This window comes from Clostridium massiliamazoniense (genome assembly GCF_001403635.1).
In the GTDB taxonomy this organism is placed as follows: Bacteria; Bacillota; Clostridia; order Clostridiales; family Clostridiaceae; genus Sarcina; species Sarcina massiliamazoniense.
On record NZ_LN879466.1, the window covers coordinates 82,742 to 109,074 of the forward strand.

Sequence of the window (26,333 nt, forward strand, 5' to 3'; positions counted from 1 at the left end):
AAATTAATATAAGAAGTATCTTTGTGCCATAGGTAATTCTGAAACAGCCTTACTTGTTACTACTTCACCATCTACTTTTACTACATAAGTTTTATGATCTATTGTAACTTTAGGTGTAGCAGTATTTAATTTCATATCATCCTTAGTTAAATTTCTTATTCCTTTAACAGGTAATACATTTCTTTGTAAGTTTAATTCTTGTTTTATTCCATTTTCATAAGCTGCTTGTGATACAAAAGTTATACAGTTTTCATTAACTGCATTTCCATAAGCACCCCACATTTTTCTTAGCATAATTGGACCAGCTGTTGGAATAGAAGCATTCGCATCTCCCATTTTTGAATATGCTATATGACCACTTTTAATAACTAGTTTAGGTTTAACACCAAAATAAGCAGGTTTCCAAAGAACTAAATCAGCATATTTTCCTACCTCAATAGAACCAACATATTCTGAAATACCATGAGTTATAGCAGGGTTTATTGTATATTTAGCAATGTATCTTTTGATTCTGTTGTTATCACTGTATTCAGAATCTCCAGCTAATGGACCTCTTTCAGTTTTCATTTTACTAGCAATTTGCCAAGTTCTTGTTGTAACTTCTCCGATTCTTCCCATAGCTTGAGCATCAGAACTCATCATACTTATAGCACCTAAGTCATGTAAAATATCTTCAGCAGCAATAGTTTCTTTTCTTATTCTTGATTCAGCAAAAGCTACATCTTCCTCAACTTTTGGATCTAAGTGGTGACAAACCATTAACATATCTAAGTGTTCTGGAACAGTATTTAAAGTATAAGGATTTGTTGGAGTTGTTGATGATGGTAATATGTTTTTGTTAGATACCATTGTCATTACATCTGGAGCATGCCCTCCACCGGCACCTTCAATGTGATAAGCGTGAATTGTTCTGCCATTTATTGTTTCTAAAGTATTTTCAACGAATCCACATTCATTTAATGTATCAGTATGTATTGTTACTTGAACATCATATTGATCACCAGCTTCTAAGGCATAATTTATAGCTGACTTTGTGCTACCCCAGTCCTCATGAACTTTAAGACCTAAAGCACCAGCTTCTATTTGTTCAGCATTAACTCTAGGGTTAGAACCGCTTCCCTTACCTTGGAACCCAATATTTATAGGCATACCTTCAACTGCTTTTAACATACGCTGGATATTCCATTTACCAGGAGTACAGTTAACAGCATTTGAACCATTAGCAGGACCTGTTCCACCACCAATTAGAGTAGTAGTACCTCCACCAAGAGCAGTTTCTACTATTTCAGGACTTATAAAGTGAACGTGTGTATCTACACCACCAGCTGTAAGAATAAGACCTTCACCAGAAATTGCTTCAGTACTAACACCAACTATGAAATCTACTTTATCCATTCCATGAGGGTTACCTCCTTTTCCTATTGCAGCAATTTTACCATTTTTTATTCCTATATCTGCTTTATATATACCAGTATAGTCTATAACAATAACTCCAGTTATAATTAGGTCTACTACAGCTAGATTATCTCTTGTTTCAGTAGAATTTTGCCCCATTCCATCTCTTAGAGATTTTCCACCACCAAAGATACATTCATCTCCATATTGAGTAAAATCGTTTTCTATTTGAGCAAATAGTTCAGTATCTGCAAGTCTAATACTATCTCCTGTTGTTGGTCCGAATAATTTTGAATAATCTTTTCTATTCATTTTGAAACTCATAAGTTACACCTCCATAATTAATTTTTCATTAAAGATTTCCATCAATGGAATTTTTAAGTCCATAAACTTTTCTTTGACCACCAATATCAATTAATTCAATAGTTTTCTCTTGATTAGCTTCAAATCTAACAGATGTTCCACCTGGAATATCTAATCTTTTTCCATAGGCTTTTTGTCTATCAAATTCTAAAATAGAATTTGTTTCATAGAAGTGGTAGTGTGAGCCTACTTGAATAGGTCTGTCTCCAGTATTTTTTACTTTTATTTTTACTGATTCTTTTCCAGCATTACAAAGTATTTCATCTGATTTTAGAATGTATTCTCCTGGTCTCATGATTACGTCCTCCTTAATTATTGTATTGGATTATGAACTGATATAAGTTTAGTTCCATCTGGGAAAGTTGCTTCTATTTGAATATTAGGAATCATATCAGCAACACCATCCATTACATCATTTTTACTTAATATAGTTTGACCATAGGTCATTAAGTATTCTACAGTTTTACCATCTCTAGCTCTTTCAAGCAACTCTTCTGAGATTATGGCTACAGCTTCAGGAGCATTAAGTTTTAAACCTCTATCTTTTCTTTTTCTAGCTACATCAGCAGCAACAGAGACAAGTAGTTTTTCTCTTTCTCTCATTGTTAAGTTCATGACAATTCCTCCTTTTGATTATTGAATTATAAAATTAGCTTTCACATATGGAAAGGAAAGCATGGACTTATGATAAATTATTTAAAAATAGATGTAAAATATATAGAGAAACCGATAACATTATAAAAAAATATTATTTTATTCATTATTGGTAAATAGAATAGAGTAAAGAATAACAGATTGATTAAATTTTAACTAATGAAATACTAAAATGGTTAAAAAGGAAGTATTATCATTAAGAAAACATAGTTTCAATGACAATATTATAAAAAAATAAGTAGAAAATTTGTATTTTAAGAAGAAACAAAATTAAATGTTGTTGAAAAGATTAGATTACTATTTATATTTATAGATGTTAATAAATTTAAAGAATTGATTTTTTAATAAACTTACTATAATATCGAAATTTTATATCGAATTTTGATATAATACAGAAAATAAATAATAATTAATTATATTAATCGTTATAATTTTTATAAATTAAAACTTGTATGAATATGAGAAATAATTAGTTTATAGTGATTTTAGTTTAAAAATAAGTAATGTATGAGTAAATTTTACTTAGCATATTGTACTTAAAATAAAAAGAGTATATATAAAGAGGAAAAGTTCCTTTTTATATATACTCTAATTTTTTAAAGTTCTATAGGATTTTTATAAATTCTAGAATAAATTATAATTGCATTGATGAATAGTAAAGTACTAGTTATAAAGAAAATATATCTTATTCCTATAAAGTCACCAATTTGTCCACCTATAACTGAACCTAAAAACATTCCAATATATTGAAAAGTCATGTTAAAGCCTAGAGTCCTAGCAGTTAAGTCTAGAGTAGTCGCTTTTTTTATCATTGAGTTTATTCCAGGGATTATTCCAGCTGTAGTGAAGCCTAAGATAAATCTTAATATTGCTAATTCATATATGTTAGTAACAAAGGCTTGTGGAATATAAAGTATAGCTGAAGTTAAAACTGAAATAAGTATAATTTTTTTTGTTCCTATTTTATCTGACCATTTTCCAAGAACAGGGGAGGCTATCATACTTCCAAGACCTGTTATAGAGAATGTTATACCAGATATTAATGCAATATTGTTAATATGTCCAGCTATGCTAACAATATATTCTGTCATCATTGGTTCAATTGAAAATAATGATAATCTAAGTAAAAATCCTGTTGTGAATAGGGCTATTATTATAGTAGGGTTAGGAATAAGCTTCCAAAACTCTTTAGTGCTAAGATTGGTAGTTGTTATGACTTCAAACTTTTCTTTTACAAAGAAAAGAGTACCTATGAATACTATAAATAATAGTGAACCTATAATGAAAAATACAGCTCTTAATCCAAAGGTAGTAGCTAAAAATCCACCTAAGGATGGTCCAATTAAAGAACCAGAAACAGTTGCAGTTGATAAAACCCCTAAGGCCCAACCAACATGTTTTTTATCAGATTGAGTTGCAACTAATGTTATACAAGTTGATGTATATCCAGTAACAGCACCTTGAATTATTCTAAGAGCAAGAAGTTCATATACGTTTGTACAAAACCCTGTTAAAAAAATTACTATTCCCATACCTAGACAAGCTCTTAGAAGTATTGGTTTTCTTCCATACTTATCTGAAACTTTGGCCCAAAGTGGAGAGAATATAGCCGAAACTAAATAAGTAATTCCAAAACATATTCCAGAATACACTTCAACAGTTCCTTGATTATGTATACCTAATTGTTTTATATACATAGGTAAGAAGGGGGCTATTTGACTAATACCAATAGCAGTTATAAATGCTCCGAACCAACATACATACAAATTTCTTTTCCAAATAGGCATTTAAATCATCTCCTTACATTTAATTTTTTATTCCTTTAATTATAGATAGTATAATATATTAATTCCCATAAATACGTCAAATAATGAAGCTAAATATAAAATATATAAATGAAATTAAAAAAATAAATTTAATAATAAATAAGGATAAAAAATGAAAAATTATATATTAAAATTAAAAATAATAAAGAATATCATATTTATTTAGTGTCAAAACATTATAGTAATGACACTGAATTTAAGAATTTTGATTTTTTTTAGTCATTGTAAAATTTGTATTCAATAGAAATCCCCCCTTTGAGATAAAAAAGTACACATATTATTATAAAAGATTTTTAAAATAGTAGGATAAAACAATAGATAATTTTTGTTTTAATAAAGAAAATTGAGGAGAGAGAAAAAAATTAACATAAAAAGTTACTAAAGACTAGTAGAATTTTATTTATATTATTGAACGATATTCTATTAGTCTTTTTTGAAAGGGAGTGATTTTATTCTGAAAGTACCAAAATTTATTTTGATACAGTTCCTTTTTCTTGTTTTAGAAAGTAATTAAATTTAGAATTTATTATTATCATTAATAATGGAATTAGAACAACAATAAATATAGTAAAAAAAATCCATATGATTAGAACTAGAGTTCCAATCATATAAAAGGGTAAAATTTTATTTAATAAAATTCTTTTTTTAGGGTCTTGGAAATATTGGTATTTAGCAAGGGAAAGAATTTTTAAAATAATATTTATTACATTGAATAATATCAAAAGAATACAGCATAAATCAAATCTAAAAGGAAAAATTTTTAAGGGAGCATCAATAAGTAACATGCAAAATATGTTGAGAATTTCTTTTGTTTATAAATACTTGGTTCCAAATTTATCCCCTAAATAAATTAGCAAATTTGTACAATAATGGCACAAATAACTTAAAATACAACGTATTTATTTTGAGTGAAAAGAATTTTTAATAGTAATATATTGAAGATATGTAAATATTAATAGATGAAACTGAATTAATTTAAAAAAAGCATATTAGCCAAAATTAATTTGATAAATAACACGAGTAGTATTAAGTTAGAAAAAATTATTCAAGAAAAGATGTATATAATCAAAAAGGAAAAATAATAAATATAACAAACAATTAGAAATGTAATGATAAAATTAAAAATTATATGAATCTGACAAAGTCTAAGCAATTAGAAACATTATAATAAATAGAGCAAAAATAGAAAATATAGTTTTAAAAACAATTGATTTTAAGGGATTTAAATATGAATCATCTTACGAAAATTGTAAGATTATATTTGAATTTTCATAAAAAATGGTAGATTATTAAAATAGATAAATTAACAAAGGGGATAATAAAATGAATGAAAAGTCAAAAGAAATTTTAAAAGAAGCTGGATGGTATGAAGGAAGAAATATAGATATAGATGACATTGTAAAGTTTTGTGAAGAAGGAGGATATGAGGTTTTTCCTAAAGCAAGGGAATTTTTTAAAGAATTTGGAGATATTATTGTCAAGAAAGATGGATATGATTATCATATATTTAATTTAAAAGAGGTATTTGCAGGAAGACAATACAATGGATGTCTTTCAAAGGTTATAAGAAAGGTAATAGGAGAAAAGGTACTTCTTATTGGCAATATATATGGATTTATGTTTGATTTATATATATCAGAATCAGGGAAAATTTATGATGATCAAGCATATTTAGGTGAAAATATATATGAAGCTTGGGATTGTATTTTAGAGACATTATCTACAGATGAAGATAGAAAAAGATATTTGTTATGGGAGGAAATAGGGTTAAAAGATGCCTTTTGGGAAGCTTATAATGAAGTATATTATGGTGATAAATTAAGGGAACGAATAATAAATTTACAACAAGAAGGACTTTCTAATAAAGATATAGCAAAAGCGATTAATATGAGAGAAGAATTTGTAGTTAAATTAGCAACTAAAAATAAATAAAAAGAATCTAACAAAAAATTAATTTATAAAATATCGGTGACTTAAATTTCACCGATATTTTTATATCAACATATATGGTGAAATAATAAGAAGTGCTACAATTAAAGAAATATAAAATTCATCTTTTTTGTAATTAAAGAATATTATCTGTTATGCAAGGATGTTTAGATTAGCTTTAATGGTAAATATGAAAAAACTTCTTTTATTAAAATAGAGAAGATATAATATTAAATTAGCATAAAAGAATATATAAATCCTTTTAAAGAATAAGTAAGTAACAGAAAAAATGTAGTTGATGGATATTTGGATAGCTTAAGGTATAGTCAGGATGTTATATTTTTATAGAGAACTAAAAAACACCAGCTAAGCTGGTGATTAGTTATTTTTTTTAGGTATAAATTTAATAAAATAATTATATTTTGCATTTAAGTAAAGTATAATTACAAAAAAGAGCACTCTAAGAAAAATATTTTGAGTAGAAAACATACTTATAACTACTAAAAAAACAGAATAAAGTAAAAGAAAAGTATATAATAATACACGCTTTTTAGAAGATAATTTAAATTTTAGGCATATTAATTTAATGCTTATATTTACAATGTTAAAAATTAATAAAGGTATTCCGCCTCTAAGAACAATAGAAGGATATGAAAATATTGAAATGCTTACTATTCCTGCAAATAAATAAAAAAAGTTTAGAATAACTTCTGTCCATAAAAAAAACTTAGATAGTTTTATATATTTTTCATTTGTTAATTCCATAAAAAATCCCCTTAATGTGTTTTTCTTAAGAATAACATACTAGAAGGAATTAAATCTAGCAAATTAACAAATATTTAACAATGAACCAATTTTTTATTCAGAAGTTATTAGTGAAACTGTAGGTGAAGCAGCTATATGTGTAGGAATTACATAAGGACATATGCTTAATTTATACATATCAAAATTAGGAAAAGTGTATGATGATCAAGGGCTTTTAGGGAATGATATTTATGAAGCATGGGATTATATTTTAGATACTATATCTTCAACTGAACGAAAGCAAAGACGTAAATTATGGGGTGAATTTGGATTAAAAAAACAGTATCAATATCAATGATACTTTTTTTATTAGAGAGAAAATTATAAGGAGATAGAGTTGTATAAAGTGTTAAAGCGTTGCTTAGTAATTAAAGCTATATTATATAAAGTATAGAATGAAGTATCAAAAGTTAAGAGAAGAATTTTTAAATTGGAGTAATAGAAAAAATTATATTAAAATTAAAGACCTTAGAAAGATATATAACAAATATGAAAAAAAGGGGGTAGTATAATACCTTCAAAAAATGTTATTTTTATAAATTAAACTTAGATGAAAATACTAACATCTAAAAATAAAATTAATGAAGATAATTATAAAAAGCCCTAAAATAAATTAGAGCTTTAAGGAAAACGATATGAAAAATTTTCTAACCTTTTAGAAATTTTACTTTAATAAGTATAGCAAGTAAAGAAAAAAAGAAGTTGAATTTAGATTAAAATGTTAGTGAATTTGCATGAAAAAATTTATAAAACTTTTTATATTTTTTAATATTGTGGGTATAAGAAAAATGTATCCATACTTTTTTTAGAAAATACTAAAATTTATTTTGATACAGCAAAAATTTATTTAAAAGGGATATTTATAAGAGGGCATAATAAATGTCTTTCAAAAGATATAAGTGAATTCAGAGGAGAAGAAATATTTCTTATTGGTAATGTACGTGGAGTTATATTGAGTTTATACATATCAGAATAAGGAGAAATTTGTAACAGTGGAATTATATTTAGGTGAGGATACATATGAAACTTGGGAGTATATTTTAGAGACATTATGTAAAGAGGAATGTAGAAGAAGATATATATTATGGGAAAGAATAAGGTTAAAAGATATCTTTTGGAAAGCTTATAATGATAAGTTAAGACAAAGAATAATAAAATTGCAACAAGAAGGAGCTTCTAATAAAGTTTAGTAAAAGTAATTAGTATGAGAGAGCAACTAAAAATGCAAGGTAATTATAAAAAGCCCTAAAATAAATTAGGGCTTTAAGGAAAATGACATGGAAAATTTTCTAACCTTTTAGAATTTTACTTTTAATTAAGTATAGCAAGCAAAGAAAAAAAGAAGTTAAATTTAGATTAAAATGTTAGTGAAATTGTATGAAAAATTTTTACAAAGCTTTTTATATTTTTAATATTGTGGGTACAAAAAATTCATTAAATTTAATCAATAGTATATCAAAAAGATTTATTTAAATAAATTATTAGATAAAATTAATTTATTAAATAACACGAGTAGTATTAAGTTAGAAAAGATTATTCAAGAGAAGATGTATATAAAAAGGAGAAATGATAAATACAGCAACAATTATAAATGTAATGATAAAATTGTATGGGTCTGATAAAGTCTAAGCAATTAGAAACATTATAATAAATAGAGCAAAATAGAAAATATAGTTTTAAAAACAATTGATTTTAAGGGATTAAAATATGCATCATCTTACGAAAATTGTAAGATTATATTTGAATTTTCATAAAAAATGGTAGATTATTAAAATAGATAAATTATTAAAGGAGAAAATAAAATGAATGAAGAGTCAAAAGAAATTTTAAAAGAAGTTCATAGAGAAAATTTTGAGGAATATTATCATGGAAAATTATTAAAAAATGAGATTTTAAAATTACAAGAAGAAGGACTTTCAAATAATGATATTGCAGAGAAGTTTGATTTACGTGAAAAATTTATAATTAAATTATTAAATAAAGAATTTAATTAAACAAAATAAAAAAACAGTATCAATATGGAAAGAGTTTAATCTGGTAAATCAATAAATATTTATTAAATTAGGACTTTGAGAATATAGAATATAAAGCTTTAAATGGTAATAAAAAAGAAAAGATATTATAAGAATTAAGCTATTCAAAGAAGAGTATGCGATATAACATTTCTTGAATAGCTATTTTATACTAATTTTTATTTTATATCTTGGGTTTTAAATAATAAGTTACCTATTAAAATAATTAAAATAGGTATTGTAATTATAATTATTACAGTAGGTATAGTTCTTATTTCTTTAATTCCATTAGCTATATTCAATGCGGTATTTAACCAAAATACTTGTGATAAGGTAAGGAAAAGACCCATTATAAAAGCTGAAACTACTGTTGACATAGTTCCATCTCTTATAATAAGAGGTATAATAAAAACTATACTAGCGATACATAATGAAAATAATATGTTAAATAATATATATGTTATGGTAAAAATGAGTTCAGATTTATTAAAGGGAACCCCCCAACTATAAAATATTGTATAAATACCACCATTAATAACAAGGTTTGAAATTATTATAATAACACATCCTATTAGATATGATAAAAATTTACTACTTAAAACAGAGAATCTATTATGTCCTGACACTATTAAATGAAATATAGTCCTCTTAGAAAATTCGTTACCAATAAACATTCCAGCAAAAATAGCACAAGCAATTAATGAAAATATTGCTGTAGATTCGTCTAAAAGATTTTCACGTCCTGTGGGATTACCATGAAAATATATAGTAATAGTACCTAATATACCAATTAAGAGTAAGGTTGATTTTAACTCTTTACTATATTTAAGCCTATATAACTCAGATTTTAAAAGATTATACACTTGTTATACCCCCAATACTTTTAAAAAAATAAGACTCTAAGCTATCACCTTTTATCGTTATTTCTTTCGCATATATATTGTTAATAGCTAAACATTTATTTATTTCATCACCTTTTTCTATATGCTCATATATTTTTAAGGAATTATTTTGAGAAACAATAAAATTTTTAATGTTTAATGAATTTTCTAGTATATTTGAGGCTTTATTTATATCATCAACTTTTATAAATAAATGCTTTTTACATTTTTGATCTAATTCTGAAGCGGTTAATTGTTCAACAAGTGTACCATTACTTATTATTCCATAACAGGTGGCAAGTTTGTGAAGTTCACTAAGGATATGACTTGAAATAATTATTGTAATACCATTCTCTTTATTTAATTTAATTAAAAGTTCTCTAAGTTCTTTAATTCCAGTTGGATCAAGACCATTTAATGGTTCATCTAAAATTAATAATTCAGGATCTCCAAGTAAAGCAATTGCTAACCCTAAACGTTGTTTCATTCCTAATGAAAAATTTTTAGCTTTTTTATCACCAATATTATCTAGATTTACAAGTGATAAAACTTTATCGATACAATTTTTATCTGTAATTCCTTTTTGAATTCTCTGAATTTCAAGATTTTGTTTAGCTGTCATTTCAAGATGCAAAGCTGGAGTCTCTATGATAGAACCAATTTTTTTTCTAGCTAATGATATATTGGCTTCATCCTCTTTATTAAATAATATTATTTTTCCATCAGTCTTAAAGATTAATCCTGTCAATATTTTAATTAATGTAGTTTTTCCAGCTCCATTTTCACCAATAAGTCCATAGATTTCTCCACGTCTAACTTTAATATTAATATTATTCAATATTGAAATTTTTTTATATTTTTTATTCAAATCAATAGTTTGACAAATAATTTCAGACAATTTATATCACTCCCTTTATATATACATATTTTACTATGATAGTTGATAATAGTGAAATAATTGTATTTTTTGGAGAATTATATAAATATATTTGATAATTTATTATCTAGATTTTTCTAATATAAATTTATAAAATTTATAATTAAGTATCAAAAGCTTATAGTAATGACACTAGAGCTACATAGATAAATCTAAATGAGTTATAATTAAGTAAAGGAAATATGATTTTTAAAAGTAGGAGAATGTGATTTATGAATGATATAATAGATGAAATTTTAAAAAATCATACTTTAATTAGAGAAAGAAATACGGGGATAACCAGACCTATAGTTTATGATATGGGTGATGGAATAGATATTTATATTAAACAGAACTATAACAATATAGTGCTTTGGGCCTTTGACAATAAAGAAGATAAATTTATAGATATAGAAAATTCAATATTTAATAAATTAATAAGTGAACTAAGAAAGATAGCTATAAATATTACAGTTGATGCTTTTGTTTATTATGTGGAGTTAGATTTAAATAAAATAAAGATAAGCACACAGGACGAGTTGAGCTTAGATAGAAAAAGTAAAAGAAAAATAATAGGATACTGTAGAAATGGTGGTCTTGGATATTTAGAAGAAAATTTGATTGAATTTCAGGAAAAGGTTATTTTAAATGAATATAGGGATGCCATAATATATAGAGAAAATTTTACAGGTAGGGTGTTAGACAGACCAGTAATAAATGAAGTTTTAAAAGACCTAGAGCCAGGAGATATTTTAGTTATAACAAAGTTGGATAGATTAGTACTTAATGTTAAGGATGGTATAACTATTTTAGATAAGTTATTCAATAGAAATATAATAGTACATGTGCTTAATGTAGGAATATTAGAGAATAGTAGAATGGGAAGATTCTTTATACAAACAATGTTAGCAACGGTTGAAATGGAAAGTACTATGTTAAGAGAAAAAATAAAGGCTGGAAAAATAGTAGCAAAACAAAAACCAGACTTTAAAGAAGGAAGACCAAAATTATTTACAGAAGAAGAGATAGAAACGGCCTTAAGTATGTTATTAGTTAATGGTGGGAAATTTAGTTATGATAAGGTAGCAGAAATAACTAAAATAAGTAAAAGTACACTTATAAGAGAAAATAAAAAAAGAAAATAGATACCTTAATAGTCAGTACTTAATTTGAATATTGAATATGAATTTTATATAGTAAATAATAAGGGAATAAAAAGGGATTGTATCTTAATTAGTTACAATCTCTTTTTTACTACACTAAACATAATAATTTAATAACTTTATTTTAGGGCTAGTTATTTTAGCCTTTTTATCTTTTAAAATTAAAGTAAAATCATTATTTTATCAGAACTAAGCCTTTACTTCTAGCACAAGTACATTCTTTTTCTTCTGTTGTATGAAGACATTGGTATTTAACTTTTTTTGGTGCTTGAATTTCTACAGATTTTTTTTCTTCTTTTTTTTCCTTTGAATTCATTTTACATGCTCCTTTATTTTATAAATAAGTTAGATAAAATTCTTATATTTGATTATTAATTATATAAAATCACATCTAAATTAGATATCATTTCAGAGCCATTATATATTAAGTAATAATTATTATCAATATTGTTAAAATCTTATCAAAACTATAATATTAATAAATTTGAGCTTTTCATTATAGAAATTTATAATATTAAAGGTATTGTAGGTTATTTATGAATGAAAAACATATATAATCTATAAAAGTATATTTTTAAATTAAAAGCCATTAACCTACTATGATAATGAAATCAATATCATGTTAAGATAAAATGGACAAGCTCTTACAAAGAATATTAATTGAGCTCGAAAATGGATTACTTGGTGATTTAAATTATAGGAGGTATTTTTTATGAAATATAAAGTTATCACTATGGCACTTATAGTAAGTGCAACATGTTTAGGAGGAGCACAGTTAGGAAGTGTTCAAACTACAAAGGTTAATAATAGTGGGACAAGCAATAAAGTAGTAACAACTACTAAACCTGTAAGTAATAATGAAAATAAGGGTGTTAATAATACCAATGTTAATGCTAACGACACTAATAAGAATACTACTAATAGTACTAATAAAAATGCTGATAGTAGTAAAAATGAAAACACGAATACAAATACTACTGCAAACAAAACTACTAATAGTGTAGATAGTTCTACTAAGGCAAATGATTCTACTCAATTTATGGCTCAAGTTGAACAAGCTATCTACAAACAAGTAAATGAACAAAGAGTTAAAGCTGGATTATCTCCATTAAGTTATAGTGATACTATGCAAAAGTATGCTAGAATGAAGTCTGAAGATATGGCAAAAAATAATTATTTTGATCATAAAGATAAATCAGGAAAACTTATGGTAGATAAAATGAAGGCTGATGGAGTACAATATTCTGCTTGGGGAGAAAATATAGCGTACATATCTGGAATTTCAGATCCAACTGAATTAGCTAATATGTTTATGAAAAATTGGATGAACTCTCCAGGACATAGAGCAAACATATTATCACCTAACTTTACTTCTATTGGAGTAGGAGTATACAAACAAGGGGATAAAGTTTACGCTACACAAGAATTTATGAAAAAATAGGCTAAGAAAAAATATAGCTATACCAAAATTAGAGAAATCTAAGCTTTGGTATAGCTTATTTTGTTATAATATATTTTATAAAGTAAAATGAAATAAAGGCAATTATGAAAGACGTAAGGTGGTGAAAATTATGAAGGAAGAAAAAAGAATGTGTCCAGTATGTGGAGAAGTATTGGAGGAATATGAATATGCCTATGACCATAAGGAAGATGGAAAGAAGTATTATAGATGTAAAGAATGTGGTCATAAAGAAAATATAGTGGAATAATATCTTGTAAAATGTATTAAACTTATTGTAAAATTAAGTAAAATAATATATAGACTATTATATAAGTTTTGAAAGAAAGTAATATTTAGAGATTAAGAAAGAAATCTATCTTATTAAAAAAAAGTATAGTAAAATTAAAACACTAGGCATGATAAAATAATATACTAAAATAAACTAAGGAGAAAAAGATGACTATAAGTGAAATTAAAAGAGAAGCTAAGTTAATAACAAAAGAAAATGCTAGAAATCCAGTATTAGCATTTTTCTATATATACTTAATACCAGTGCTTTGTGCTGGATCAATAGTTGCAGCATTAACAGCATTATTTTCTTGGCAGGGAACTACAATTAATTTTAGTTTTATACTTCCAATTATAATGGGTTACTTTTCATTATGGTATGCAAAGTATGCTATTAATACTATAGGAGGAAGTAGTGTAATACAGGGATCAGCTCCAAGTCAAAATAATTTTTGGGAGTACTTCCCTTATATTGGATTAATGTCTATATTAATGTTATTAAATGTAGTTTTAAATGTAAATTTAGCTAATATTATCAACATAATAATATTAATATTAGAAGTAATATTTATGCCAATTCCCTTTGTCATTGTAATATTAAACAAGGAGAATTCAGGTAGAATAGGTTTAGCTTTAGGAAGTAAATATTTCTTAAGAACTTTAGCATTACAAATAAGATTTATACCATTGTATTTTTTAATAGCAATTACTTTTGGTATAGTTGGGATTTTTAAATATACTTATATACAAACAACATTTGCTATATATGCTTTAGATTTAATGAAAAGAGAAAGTGTATAAGAAAAATATTTTGGAGGTTGATTTAATGCAACCTCCTTTTTATGTGTGATAAAATAAGAGTGATAAATATTTAACGGGGGGATGAAAATGAAAATAAGAAAAATTTTAGCTAGCTTAATAGTAGTTTTAATAATTGCTTCTGGTCTTTATTTCTTTTTTTATAGAAGTAAAACAGTAAGTAATCAAAAGGAAAAAGTTACTATAAGTGCAGCATCATCTTTGTATGAACCATTAAACAAAATAATAGAGCTCTATGAAAGTAATAATCCAAATATTAAGGTAGATGTGAATTATGCATCATCATCAACCTTAGAAAGTCAAATTGAAAATGGAGCACCTGTAGATATTTTTATATCTGCAACACCTAAGTATACTAATGAGTTAATTAACAAGAATATAATTTCTAAAAATAATGTTAGTAATTTTTTAGGGAATAAGCTTATTTTAGCGAGTTCAGGGACAAATAATGAAAATATTAAGAGTATTGAAGATTTAAAAAATACCACAGGTAAAATAGCTTTAGGAGATAAAGCAGTTCCGGTAGGACTTTATGGAACTGAAGCTTTAAAAAATTTAGGAGTTTTAAATAGTATTTCAAATAGGATAGTATATTGTAAGGATGCTATGTCTATACTTAACTATTTAGAAAAAGGTGAAGTAAACTATGGTGTTATTTATGAAAATGAATTAGTTGGAGCAAAAAATGTTAAAAAGGTAGCAGATTTCCCTAGTGATTCTTATAGTAAAATAGTGTATACTATAGCAAATTTAAATGATAAAGAAAAAACTACGAAGCTAAAAGAATTTTTACAAGGAAATCAAGCAAAAGATGTATTTAAATCCTATGGATTTGAGGTTGATTTAAAATGATATTAGAGGCTCTTATAGTATCATTAAAAGTTGCTATTCCAGCAACTATATTAGTAACTATTGTTGGAGTAATGCTAGGGAGATTACTACGTGGTAAAAGTAATTGGCTAAGTAAATTAATAGAAACCTTAATAATGTTACCATTATTTATGCCACCATCACTAATAGGATATGTCATAATAGTAGCTTTAGGAAAGAAAAGCCTCATAGGTGGATTTTTATATAATAATTTAGGGTTTTCATTAATATTCACAGTGTATGGTGCTATATTAGCTACATTTGTGGTAGCATTACCAATAATATATGGAACAGTTAAATCAGCATTGGCTTCTGTTGATATAGCTTATGAAGAAGCAGCAATGGATTTAGGGGCAACAAAAGCTCAGGCTTTTTACAAAGTAGTACTTCCAATGTGTTATAAGCAAATAACAGGTGGAGTGATTTTAAGTTTTGCAAGAGCCTTTGGAGAATTCGGAGCTACCATGATGGTAGCAGGAAATATACCAGGTAAAACTCAAACCATACCCTTAGCATTGTATTATTCTTTTGAATATGGGGACAATACAAAGACCTCAATGCTTGCATTAGTAGTATTAATAATAAGTACAACACTTATTTTTATATATAATAAAGTTATTAAAAATAAGTAGAAAAATTTTAATATAGAAAATCTTATACAAGATAGGGTTTAATTCAGATATGAAAGATTTCCACTGAATTAAATCCTATTTTATTTCTGAATTAAGTCTTAGTTTATATAATTGATATTATTTAATATAATAAATAGTATAGGAATAGAAGATTTAAAATTAAAGAAATAGAGAGGAGCGGTTTAAATATGACAACTAGAGGAGCTATAAAAGAAAGAACTGACCTTAAAATAAAGGAGCCTAAAAGATATAAGGCTGTTATGTATAATGATGATTTTACACCAATGGATTTTGTGGTTGATATATTAATGGGGATTTTTAAGAAAAGCGAGGAAGAGGCCTTTAAAATTATGATGACAGTTCATAATAATGGGAAAGCAATTGTAGGGATTTACTCTTATGATATAGCAAAGACTAAGGTTGAAGAAGCTGTTGCTATAGCTAGAGAAGAAGGTTATCCTTTTAAAGTTAAGGTCGAGGAAGCATAGGAGGGTTTTTATGAAAATTTCAGAAATTGTTGCACTTCTTTTTATTAAGGCGGCAGCTTACGCTAAAGAGTGTGGTCATGAATATGTCACTCCAGAACATTTGCTTCATGAAATAAGCTTCAATGAAGGTTTTGCTTTAGCTTTTAAGGAGTGTTTAGGAGATGTTGAATTATTAAGAGCAAATTTAGAACAATATTTAAAAGAAAATTTAGATGTGGTAGAGATAGTAGAGCCACAAATGAGTCATCTAGCTAGTGAGATTTTAACTAATGCAGCAATTAAATCAGCTTCAGCGGGAAGAGAAGAAATAGAGCTTATTCATGTAGTTGATGCCATAATGAATTTAGAAGAGAGCTATGCAGCTTATTATATATTAGTTCAAGGGATTGAGCCTGTTAATTTATTAGCTACAATGATGGAAGTAGAATCTTTCGGTAATAGTAATGATAGTGATAAAGAAGATGTTGAAATAAAAAATAGTGATGAAAGGGTTAATCCTTCAAGAGATAAAGATAAGAAGGAACCTTGGGAAGAGTATGTAAGTTCTCTTAATGATATTGCAATGGAAAGTGCTCCTTTAATAGGAAGAGAAAAAGAACTTGAAAGAACTATGCAAATTCTTTGTAGAAAATATAAAAATAATCCCATTCATATTGGAGAAGCTGGTGTAGGTAAAACAGCTATTACCATAGGATTAGCAAGGCTTATAAATGAAGGTAAAGTCCCAGATAAGCTAAAGGGTGCTAAGATATTTTCTTTAGAACTTGGAGATTTATTAGCAGGAACTCAATATAGAGGAGATTTTGAAAAGAGACTTAAACTTATAATGGAAGGTGTTTCTAAGTTTGAAAAGCCAATTATATATATTGATGAAATACACAATATAGTGGGAGCTGGATCTATAAATGGAGGTTCTTTTGATGCATCAAATATGTTAAAGCCTTATTTAGCTTCAGGAAAAATAAGATTTATAGGAGCTACAACCTATGATGAATATAATAAGAACTTTGCTAAAAATAAAAGTCTTTTAAGAAGATTTCAAAATATAGATATTAAAGAACCATCCATAGATGAAAGTATTCATATACTTAATGGATTAAAAAATTATTATGAGGAATTCCATGGTGTTCAATATACAGAAGAGGCTATAAAACAATCTGTAGTTTTAAGTGATAAATATATAAACGATAGATATTTACCTGATAAAGCTATAGATTTAATAGATGAAGCTGGAGCTTATAGGGTTATGAATCCGAAGGATGGAGAGAGACAGATAGTAGATATTTCTCTTATAGAAGAAGTACTTTCTAAAATAACTAATGTTCCAAAACAAACTGTTGAAATGGATGAAGTTGAAGAACTATTGCACTTAGAAGAAAAATTAGATGAAGAAATATTTGGTCAGAAGGAAGCAGCTAGTGAAGTTGTTAATGCAATTAAGTTATCAAGAGCTGGCTTAAATGATGATAATAAACCAATTGCATCAATGCTCTTTGTTGGTCCTACAGGTGTAGGAAAAACAGAAATAGCAAAGGTATTATCAAGAACTTTAAATATTGAATTAATAAGATTTGACATGAGTGAATATGCAGAGAAACATACTGTGGCTAAGTTAATAGGTGCTCCAGCAGGCTATGTTGGCTATGAAGAAGGTGGTCTATTAACAGATGCAGTTAAGAAGAATCCACATTCAATACTTCTTCTTGATGAAATAGAAAAGGCACATAGTGATATTTTCAACATATTGCTTCAAGTAATGGATTATGCTACTTTAACAGATAATCAAGGTAAGAAAACTGATTTTAGAAATGTAATATTAATAATGACATCTAATGCTGGAGCAAGTAGTGTTGGTAAATCTCTAATAGGTTTTGGAGAAAGAAGTATCACAAAATCAAGTATAGATGAAGCTGTTAAAAAGACTTTTACACCTGAATTTAGAAATAGATTAAACAAGGTTATAGTATTCAATAGTCTTAATGAAGAAATGTCAGGAAAAATCATAATGAAGCAATTTAGATTATTAAATGAAAAATTAGCTCATAAAAATGTAGAAGTAGTTCCAACGGAAAATTTAATTAAACATATAATAACTAAAGGAACAAGTGAAGAATATGGAGCTAGGGAGATAGTAAGAATAATAAATTCTGAAATAAAATCTAAATTAGTTGATATAATACTTTTTGGAAAACTTAAAAATGGTGGGAAGTGTGTAGTTGATTATAAAGATGGAGAAATAATTTTAAAATAAATTTTAATAAAAAGGGTGCTGTATTAAATCAGTACCTTTTATAAATATATTTCGTTATATAGGTACAAAATAATGAATCTATATAGCTAGATAAAAGGCAGAGAGGGCGTATCCATAATTTGATACATCCTCTTTTATTTTTTTGTAATTTAAGTGTTGCAATAATATGCTATGCTTTCATTATAATGACTAATGATAGGAGAAGTAACAAATGAAGAAAAATTATATAATAGGTGCAGTTGTTCTTGCTTGTGCTGTAGTAGCAGCTATAGGTGGCTCAGTTTACTATTATGAAAATGGAAAAAAACTTAGTAGTGGAGTAGTCCAAAAACAAGGAAAGAATAAAGTAAAAGCTGATAAAGAAATTAGTAAAGATAGTAATACAGAAGTTCATAAGGTAGAAGAAGTTCAAAAGCCAAACACTTTATCTAAAACTATAATGGAAATAGATAAGGAAAATTATGATACATACCAATGGTGGAATGCATCAGAAAGTCAGTTGTTAGAGAAGTTAAGTAGTGAAGCTAAGGAGTATAAAGATGCACAAATTCAATCGATTGTAGATAATGCTAAGGAGATTCCATCTTATCTTATTAGATTAGCTGTAATGCATCCAGAATCAATACCTTATGTAGCTGGTTATCCAACAAGAAAAGTAAATCAACCAATAAATATAAAACCTTATTATACTCCAGGGAAAATCCCTTTATTTGAGCAATGGGACAAACAGTGGGGATATGATCAATATGGAGAAGGACCTTTAGCAACAGACGGGTGTGGACCAACTTCCTTAGCAATGGTAGCAGTAGGATTAACAGGAAATACATCAATAAATCCGAAGGTTGTAGCTGATTATAGTGAGACCCATGGAGGCTATGTTCCGGGAGAAGGAACAAGTTGGAGTTTAATGAGTGACTTAAGTCCTCACTTTGGAGTTAAGGGAACTAGAATACCTGAGAATCAAGTTATAGATGAGCTAAAAGCAGGACATCCAGTAATAGCAGCTATGGGACCAGGAATTTTCACTTTAACAGGGCATTTTATGGTATTAACAGGGGTAACACCTGATGGAAAAATAACAATAAATGACCCAGATAGTATAAAATACTCAAATGAAACATGGAATTTCAATCAAATAGCAACAAGTGCTAGAGCTTATTGGAGTTTTACAAAAATTAATTAGGTAGAAAAAAAGGGAAGTTATTGTTAAAGCTATAATAATTTATAACATTTAAAATTTAATATTTTTAGTGCGTTGAATCACATTTTTTTTTAGTATTTAGATGATATTATAAGTTCATAATAAGTGTATACAAACTGAAACTTAATTCAGATAAAATTTTGACTCTAGCTGAATTTTAGTGGAAGTTATGAAATCCAATAATTAAAGATTTACACAAAGGAGAGTTTGTAATGAAAGTAAATTTAGAAAAAATAGCAGAATCAAAATCAATGTTAGATAAAAATGAAAGTTTTAAAGTTATGTATTTTGAATTTGAAGAAGGTAAAGGACTTCCAAACCATAGACATGATGGTAATGCAACTATACAAGTGATTGATGGAGCAGTAGACTTCAAGTTTGTAGAGGGTGAAGAATTCCTATTAGAAAAAAGTGAATTTTTAGCTTTTGATGCTAGAAAAGAGCATAACGTAATAGCTAGAAGAAAAAGTAAGGTATTAGTAACTATAGGTCTTTAATTATATAGTTAGCTAAAAAGTAAAGAGGATGTATCTGTAATCTGATACATCCTCTTTTTTTCTTTGGGAATGAATTTTTTTTATTTTTGTGAAATTTTTTTGTGAATCTTTTTTATAAATTGTTTTATAAATTGTTTTATAAATTGTTTTATAAATTGTTTTAAAAATAAGTATTTTACAAATTGGGTTTATAAACTTTTTGGGTTTGGGGAAAGAATTAATTTTTATAGGTTAAGGAACATTTTCATATCATCATCAACATTATTGATTCCACCAATTCCAAAGTTTTCAACTAAAACTTTAGCTACATTTGGTGATAAGAATGCTGGTAATGTTGGTCCTAAATGGATGTTTTTAACTCCAAGGTGTAATAATGATAATAATACTATTACAGCTTTTTGTTCATACCAAGCTATATTGTAATGTAATGGAAGTTCATTTACATTATTAAGTTCAAAAGCTTCAACTAATTTTAAAGCAATTAATACTAATGAATATGAGTCATTACATTGTCCAGCATCTAAGACTCTTGGTATTCCATTTATATTACCTAAGTTTAATTTATTGTATTTGTATTTAGCACATCCAGCTGTTAATATAACTGCATCTTTAGGTAACTTTTCAGCAAATTCAGTGTAGTAGTTTCTTGATTTAGCTCTACCATCACAACCTGCCATAACGAAGAAGTTTTTAATAGCACCTGATTTAACAGCATCAACAACTTTATCAGCTAATTGGAATACTTGATGATGAGCAAATCCACCAACAATAGTTCCATTTTCTATTTCAGTAGGAGCAGCACATTTTTTAGCATGCTCTATAATAGCTGAGAAGTCTTTTGTTCCATCAGCTTTTTTATCTATATGCTTTAAGCCTTCAAATCCAACAACACCAGTTGTGTAAACTCTATCCTTATAGCTATCTTTTGGTGGTACTAAACAGTTTGTAGTCATTAATATTGGTCCATTAAAGCTTTCAAATTCTGTTGTTTGTTTCCACCAAGCATTTCCGTAGTTACCTACAAAGTGCTTGTACTTTTTGAATGCAGGATAGTAGTTAGCTGGTAACATTTCACTGTGAGTATAAACATCTACTCCAGTTCCTTCAGTTTGTTCTAATAATTGTTCCATGTCTCTTAAGTCATGTCCACTTATTAAAATAGCAGGGTTTTTACCAACTCCTATATTAACTTCTGTTATTTCTGGATGACCATAGCTTTCAGTATTAGCTTTATCTAATAATGCCATACCATCAACACCGAATTTACCCATTTCTAAACTTAGTGCAACTAAATCATCAACTGATAATGTACTGTCTAATGTTTTAGCTAAAGCCATTTGCATATTAGCATCTATTTCACTATTATAATAGTTTAATGCAGCAGCATGTTTTAAATATGCACATAAACCTTTTGCACCATATGTAATAAGCTCTCTTAAACTTCTTATATCTTCATTTTCAGTAGCTAAAACACCAACTTTAGGAGCTTTTGCTTTCATTTCATCAAGTGTAGAACAAGTGAAAGTAGCTGCATCGTGTAAATCATTTAAGTTTCCATTAGCTGATTTTATTTGTTCTTTTAAGTATTCTCTTAATATTATTCCAGATTTAATTCTTGAAACGAATATATTGTCATCGAAGTTAGCGTTTGTAATTGTAGCAAATAATGATTCAACAACAAAAGTATTAACTTCTTGATTATCTATTCCAACTTTTCTACCTCTTACAGCAACTTCTGAAATTCCTTTTACAAGATAAACTAAAAGATCTTGAAGACCAGCAAGTTCAGCGTCTTTACCACAAACACCTTTTATTGTACATCCTTTATTTCCGGCAGTTTCTTGACATTGAAAACAAAACATTTTGTTTAGTTCTTCTTGTGTTAATTTATTTTCTTTATTTCTATTAAAGAATAACCCCATATTAACGTCCTCCATTTAATTTATTTTTATTTCATATCCTATAGATATAATATTTTAATCATAATTATAAAAATATTAATTTATTAAATTTAATTTCAAGCGCGAACTTGAACACAAGTGATAGTATACAGAAAAATATAAAAAAAATAGGTAACATAAGTTACAAAGAGAAAAATAAATTGTATATTCTAAATTTTTTGTTGAAAACTAATAAAGAGTAAATTTAAATAAATTTAAATAAAGAGGAGAGAAGACAAATGGATAAGAAAATTTTATTAGTTGCAACAAGTAGTAATGACATGGCAGGGCACCCAACAGGATTATGGCTTGAAGAATTAGCTACACCTTATAAAATTTTTAAAGACGAAGGAATTGAGGTGGAAATAGCTTCAATTAAAGGTGGAGAGGTTCCTTTAGATAAAAATTCTATTCCAGATGGAATTCCAGAAGAGGATAAAGAAATTGCAGATCTTCTTAAGGATACTCAATCAATAAGTGATGTTAAAGATAAGTCTTTTGATGCCATTTTATTTGCTGGTGGACATGGTCCATTGCAAGATTTTGTAGGAAATAAAGATGTTCAAAATTTAATATTAGATACTTATAAATCAGAGAATATAGTAGCGGCAATATGCCATGGAGTAGTTGCTTTTGTAGACCTTATGGACACTGATGGTATGCATTTTATAAATGGCAAGAAAGTAACAGCTTTTAGTGATAGTGAAGAAAAATCAGTTAAATTAGATGATTTAGTTCCTTTTGCTTTAGAAAGCAAATTAAAAGAACAAGGTGCTGTATATGAAAAGGGTGATGACTTTACTCCATATATAGTAATAGACGGGAATATTATAACAGGACAAAATCCTCAATCAAGTGAAGCTTTGGGTAAAAAGATAGTAAGTGAATTAGAAAAAAAATAAATATTTTAAGAAAATAATAGTGAGTTTCAAAGAAAATAGTATATATTTAATGCATATTTATTTTAATTAAGTATATACAGAATAAAAAATGTTTTAACTAAATATAAATATATGATATACTAAATATGAAAAAAGTGACTTTTATATTACTAAATCATGAATAATATAAATAAAAAATGAGTTTTATTAATAAATTATTAACAAAACTATTGATTATTCTTCTAAAATCGTTTACAATTTAGGTGTAAAGGTTATAAAAAAGATATGTAAAGGTTATGAACATATACTCTTAAAGTATTTAAGTGTATATATTTTAAATAGTAAAAAACAAAAGAAGAAAAGAGGATAATTAATGGAGAGCAATCAGGGGGCTATGAGCCACAAAGGTTTTTGGGGCAGTTTAAGTACATTTCAAAAGTGGTTTTTTACAGTCTTTATATTAGCAGCTTTATTTTCATTTTTCTCACCAGTATTTATGGGAGAAGGATTTTCTAATGTATTTACTGTAATAGGAATTGTAGGATTAATATCATCAATAACTGGAGTATTCACTTCAATTTATCAAGCAAGAGCAGAAATAATAGTTTATCCATACTGGATAATTAACACAATTACTTATGCTTATGTTGCTCTAGAAAGTGCATACTATGGTCAAGTAATTCAAAATATATGTTTACTTTTACCTATAGAAATTATAGGTCTTATCTCTTGGAAGAAAAACTTAGAAAAGAGTAAAACTAATGAAATAGAAATAAGAAAATTTACAGCAGTAAATTGGGCTATTGCTATAATAACTTGTGCTATAGCAACAGTAATCTATTACTACTTCCTAGCTAATTTAGGAAACATATTCCACTCATTATTTGGAATTAATATACCTAATGACCCAGACCCAATTATGGATTCATTAACTACAATGATAACAGTTTGGGCAATTATCTTAACATCAATGAGATATATTGAACAATGGTGGTTCTGGATATTCTGTAATATTGGTGTTGTATTATTTATTCAAAGTATAATACAAACTCCACATATAACTGGACCAACTTTAGTTGGTGATATATCAGGAGCTTTAAACTGGATTCAATACGGTACAGGAGCAATCTACGGATTCTATCTATGGAAAAAGATGTATCGTAAGAGAAGGGCAGAAGCATAGAAAGCTATCTATTTCTAATTTAAATATATAATTTTTCAAATTAACATTAGTTACGAGGACTACAGTAAATGTAGTCCTTATTTTTGTATAAGCATAGAATTAATTCAGGTGGGTTTTGACTCTATCTGAATCTGAATGCTTAGTAGACATTATCTAGAAGCGTGAAGCTGTTTATTTTTAGAATATATTTGTTTGATAAAAATAGAATTTTATTAAGGGGAACTTCTATGAAAGAATTGAAAAAGTTAGTATATATGAAGGGAAAGAAAAGATTAAGAAATTTATGAGGAATTTAGTAAAAATTATGTTGACAAATTTAAAAAGTGTAGTTAAGTTATAGGAATAAATGATATAATAAATTGGGGTTTAATTTATCTTAAAATCTAGTGATAAACATAATTTTATGATAATCTAATATCTAGATTTGAATATATTAAACATACTAAACTAAAATTAAGATATTAATTGTTTGAAATAGATTATTTCAGCAAGGGGAGGGCAAAGAAAGTATGATAAGTAAAGAGTGGTATATGAATAATAATTATAGATACTTATCTGAATTAAGTAAAAGATTAGGTGGAAAATTAATGGGTGATGTTGTAAAAATAGGTGATAGAGAAATTAGAGTAGAAAAAACAGAAAATGGGTATATACCTAGAATATTTGATACCACAAAAAGATGTGCTTATATAAATATTTTACTTAGAGATGTTAGTGATATAGATTTAGACCAAGTGATAGACATAACTTACAATAATATAATAGAAAGGAGTCTGCTTACTAGACAATTAAGAGAAAGAAAAGATTTTAAATATAGTGATATAAAAATATTTTAATAAAAACCACTTTTATTATATAAAATTTATTTATATAATGAAGTGGTTTTTATGGTTGAAAAAGAAAAAATAAATATATTAAGAGAATGACAAAAAAATATTTAAGTAGTTAAAAAAAGAAGATAATATTACAGAAATATCAAAAAAAAGATTAATAAGTTAAAAAATATTCATTAGACTTTATAAGTATGCAGAGTTAAAATAAGTATATCAAAGAAATTAGTGTTAAAAATTAGGGGGATAATATGAAAAAACTAGCATTGATATGTTCAATAATAGCTTCAGTAACTGTATTTGCAGGTTGTGGAGCTAAGGAAGAGTCAAAAGTTGATAATACTTTAAAAGCACCTGTAGTAGAAAGCAATGCTGAGACAGACAATAGCACTACTAACAATGATGCTACAAGTAATAAAGAAGAGGGGACAGAATCAGAAAGAGAAAAAGATTCTAAAAAACCTGTAAGTAATAAAGAAAATCAAATATCAAATTCCAATGATGAAAAGAAGGAAGAAGCAAAAGCAGAAGAGGCTATATTATATTATTATGATGCTGAAGTAGATAAGATGAAATCTGAAACTATAAAAGCAGAGAAAATTGATGAAAACTTAATATTAGAAAAGTTAAAGAGCAAAAAAATGTTAACTAGTGATGTTGCAATAAATAAAATAGATAAGAAAGATAAGGTAGCTATAATAGATTTTAATTCAGCCTTCATAAACAGAAACTTAGGTTCAGGGGTTGAAGGAAGTGTATTAAAAGCAGTAACACAAACTTTTATAAGTGGTTTAAATTTAGAGAAACTTAAAATAACAGTTGATGGTAAAAATTATGAAAGTGGACATATTATACTAGAAGATAATCACTATTTTGAAAAGGAATAAAATTTTAATGGACATTGACTTTTATAAAGGTAGACTTAATTCAGGTGGTCTAAATACTTAGTTGTAGTTATTTAGAAGGATGAGGCTGCTTATTTCCTACTTATAGAAGATAGGAGTATTACAGTCTCTAGTTATCAGATAAATGTATTTTTTCATTTACAGAGATAGATATATAGCTAGAT

General features: G+C 26.8%; 26 protein-coding genes. 18 read left to right on the top strand and 8 right to left on the bottom strand.

Going from position 1 to position 26,333, the window contains the following annotated elements; all coding sequences use genetic code 11:
* Positions 1–3 precede the first annotated feature (3 nt).
* The 4 genes from ureC to ARA19_RS01445 all read right to left on the bottom strand — a co-directional run bounded on the left by ureC (position 4) and on the right by ARA19_RS01445 (position 4,199).
* Positions 4–1,719: an urease subunit alpha gene (ureC, locus tag ARA19_RS01430; RefSeq protein WP_055069176.1), complete on the bottom strand. Its 1,716-nt coding sequence runs from the start codon at positions 1,717–1,719 to the stop codon at positions 4–6.
* 28 nt (positions 1,720–1,747) lie between these two features.
* Complete coding sequence (gene ureB / locus ARA19_RS01435) at positions 1,748–2,053, bottom strand: urease subunit beta (RefSeq protein ID WP_055069177.1); 306 nt, start codon at positions 2,051–2,053, stop codon at positions 1,748–1,750.
* Positions 2,054–2,070: 17 nt separating this feature from the next.
* On the bottom strand, positions 2,071–2,373 hold the full coding sequence (locus ARA19_RS01440) for an urease subunit gamma (RefSeq protein ID WP_055069178.1): 303 nt from the start codon (positions 2,371–2,373) through the stop codon (positions 2,071–2,073).
* 635 nt (positions 2,374–3,008) lie between these two features.
* Entirely contained in the window at positions 3,009–4,199 is a 1,191-nt protein-coding gene (locus ARA19_RS01445) for a multidrug efflux MFS transporter (RefSeq protein WP_055069179.1), read from the bottom strand.
* 1,362 nt (positions 4,200–5,561) lie between these two features.
* On the opposite strand from ARA19_RS01445, the gene ARA19_RS01450 reads away from it, so the two are divergent.
* The 4 genes from ARA19_RS01450 (at position 5,562) to ARA19_RS01465 (ending at position 8,965) form a co-directional block, all read left to right on the top strand.
* Positions 5,562–6,170 (top strand): SUKH-3 domain-containing protein, encoded by a 609-nt coding sequence (locus ARA19_RS01450; protein WP_055069180.1) that lies wholly within the window; start codon positions 5,562–5,564, stop codon positions 6,168–6,170.
* A gap of 922 nt (positions 6,171–7,092) precedes the next feature.
* Positions 7,093–7,269 (top strand): hypothetical protein, encoded by a 177-nt coding sequence (locus ARA19_RS17360; RefSeq protein ID WP_157452209.1) that lies wholly within the window; start codon positions 7,093–7,095, stop codon positions 7,267–7,269.
* A gap of 694 nt (positions 7,270–7,963) precedes the next feature.
* On the top strand, positions 7,964–8,161 hold the full coding sequence (locus ARA19_RS01460) for a hypothetical protein (protein WP_055069182.1): 198 nt from the start codon (positions 7,964–7,966) through the stop codon (positions 8,159–8,161).
* Positions 8,162–8,773: 612 nt separating this feature from the next.
* Positions 8,774–8,965, top strand: coding sequence for a hypothetical protein (locus ARA19_RS01465; protein WP_055069183.1), 192 nt, complete (start codon positions 8,774–8,776; stop codon positions 8,963–8,965).
* A gap of 197 nt (positions 8,966–9,162) precedes the next feature.
* Here ARA19_RS01465 and ARA19_RS01470 read toward each other — a convergent pair whose 3' ends face one another.
* Entirely contained in the window at positions 9,163–9,846 is a 684-nt protein-coding gene (locus ARA19_RS01470) for an ABC transporter permease (RefSeq protein WP_055069184.1), read from the bottom strand.
* Complete coding sequence (locus ARA19_RS01475; protein ID WP_055069185.1) at positions 9,839–10,762, bottom strand: ATP-binding cassette domain-containing protein; 924 nt, start codon at positions 10,760–10,762, stop codon at positions 9,839–9,841. Before ARA19_RS01475 ends, ARA19_RS01470 begins: the two co-directional genes overlap by 8 nt.
* Positions 10,763–11,013: 251 nt before the next feature.
* Here ARA19_RS01475 and ARA19_RS01480 point away from each other — a divergent pair, with 251 nt between their 5' ends.
* On the top strand, positions 11,014–11,925 hold the full coding sequence (locus tag ARA19_RS01480) for a recombinase family protein (protein ID WP_242862370.1): 912 nt from the start codon (positions 11,014–11,016) through the stop codon (positions 11,923–11,925).
* 193 nt (positions 11,926–12,118) lie between these two features.
* On the opposite strand, the gene ARA19_RS17735 is transcribed toward ARA19_RS01480, so the two are convergent.
* Positions 12,119–12,259 (bottom strand): hypothetical protein, encoded by a 141-nt coding sequence (locus ARA19_RS17735; RefSeq protein WP_197276546.1) that lies wholly within the window; start codon positions 12,257–12,259, stop codon positions 12,119–12,121.
* Positions 12,260–12,655: 396 nt separating this feature from the next.
* Between ARA19_RS17735 and ARA19_RS01485 the strand changes: the two genes are divergently transcribed.
* The 9 genes from ARA19_RS01485 (at position 12,656) to ARA19_RS01520 (ending at position 20,430) form a co-directional block, all read left to right on the top strand.
* On the top strand, positions 12,656–13,384 hold the full coding sequence (locus ARA19_RS01485; protein WP_055069186.1) for a CAP domain-containing protein: 729 nt from the start codon (positions 12,656–12,658) through the stop codon (positions 13,382–13,384).
* Between the two features lie 130 nt (positions 13,385–13,514).
* On the top strand, positions 13,515–13,652 hold the full coding sequence (locus tag ARA19_RS17740) for a hypothetical protein (protein ID WP_197276547.1): 138 nt from the start codon (positions 13,515–13,517) through the stop codon (positions 13,650–13,652).
* A gap of 188 nt (positions 13,653–13,840) precedes the next feature.
* Positions 13,841–14,473 carry a hypothetical protein gene (locus tag ARA19_RS01490; RefSeq protein ID WP_055069187.1) on the top strand — a complete coding sequence of 211 codons (633 nt, stop codon included), beginning with the start codon at positions 13,841–13,843 and terminating at the stop codon, positions 14,471–14,473.
* A gap of 87 nt (positions 14,474–14,560) precedes the next feature.
* Positions 14,561–15,343: a molybdate ABC transporter substrate-binding protein gene (gene modA, locus ARA19_RS01495; RefSeq protein WP_055069188.1), complete on the top strand. Its 783-nt coding sequence runs from the start codon at positions 14,561–14,563 to the stop codon at positions 15,341–15,343.
* The gene (gene modB, locus ARA19_RS01500; protein ID WP_055069189.1) at positions 15,340–15,993 is read left to right on the top strand and encodes a molybdate ABC transporter permease subunit; all 654 of its coding nucleotides are present in this window, start codon (positions 15,340–15,342) and stop codon (positions 15,991–15,993) included. The genes modA and modB overlap by 4 nt, the downstream gene beginning before the upstream one ends.
* 188 nt (positions 15,994–16,181) lie before the next feature.
* The gene (locus ARA19_RS01505) at positions 16,182–16,481 is read left to right on the top strand and encodes an ATP-dependent Clp protease adaptor ClpS (protein ID WP_055069190.1); all 300 of its coding nucleotides are present in this window, start codon (positions 16,182–16,184) and stop codon (positions 16,479–16,481) included.
* A 10-nt stretch (positions 16,482–16,491) separates the two neighbouring features.
* Positions 16,492–18,732: an AAA family ATPase gene (locus ARA19_RS01510; RefSeq protein ID WP_055069191.1), complete on the top strand. Its 2,241-nt coding sequence runs from the start codon at positions 16,492–16,494 to the stop codon at positions 18,730–18,732.
* A gap of 211 nt (positions 18,733–18,943) precedes the next feature.
* Positions 18,944–19,915: a C39 family peptidase gene (locus ARA19_RS01515; protein WP_055069192.1), complete on the top strand. Its 972-nt coding sequence runs from the start codon at positions 18,944–18,946 to the stop codon at positions 19,913–19,915.
* A 230-nt stretch (positions 19,916–20,145) separates the two neighbouring features.
* On the top strand, positions 20,146–20,430 hold the full coding sequence (locus ARA19_RS01520) for a cupin domain-containing protein (RefSeq protein ID WP_055069193.1): 285 nt from the start codon (positions 20,146–20,148) through the stop codon (positions 20,428–20,430).
* Positions 20,431–20,654: 224 nt separating this feature from the next.
* Here ARA19_RS01520 and hcp read toward each other — a convergent pair whose 3' ends face one another.
* Positions 20,655–22,292, bottom strand: a complete 1,638-nt coding sequence (hcp, locus tag ARA19_RS01525; protein ID WP_055069646.1) for a hydroxylamine reductase — start codon at positions 22,290–22,292, stop codon at positions 20,655–20,657.
* Between the two features lie 317 nt (positions 22,293–22,609).
* Here hcp and ARA19_RS01530 point away from each other — a divergent pair, with 317 nt between their 5' ends.
* The 4 genes from ARA19_RS01530 (at position 22,610) to ARA19_RS01545 (ending at position 26,151) form a co-directional block, all read left to right on the top strand.
* Positions 22,610–23,272: a type 1 glutamine amidotransferase domain-containing protein gene (locus ARA19_RS01530; RefSeq protein ID WP_055069194.1), complete on the top strand. Its 663-nt coding sequence runs from the start codon at positions 22,610–22,612 to the stop codon at positions 23,270–23,272.
* A 352-nt stretch (positions 23,273–23,624) separates the two neighbouring features.
* Complete coding sequence (gene pnuC, locus ARA19_RS01535; protein ID WP_055069195.1) at positions 23,625–24,434, top strand: nicotinamide riboside transporter PnuC; 810 nt, start codon at positions 23,625–23,627, stop codon at positions 24,432–24,434.
* A 509-nt stretch (positions 24,435–24,943) separates the two neighbouring features.
* Positions 24,944–25,270 (top strand): hypothetical protein, encoded by a 327-nt coding sequence (locus ARA19_RS01540; RefSeq protein WP_055069196.1) that lies wholly within the window; start codon positions 24,944–24,946, stop codon positions 25,268–25,270.
* A gap of 245 nt (positions 25,271–25,515) precedes the next feature.
* Entirely contained in the window at positions 25,516–26,151 is a 636-nt protein-coding gene (locus tag ARA19_RS01545; protein WP_055069197.1) for a GerMN domain-containing protein, read from the top strand.
* The last annotated feature ends 182 nt before the right edge of the window (positions 26,152–26,333 follow it).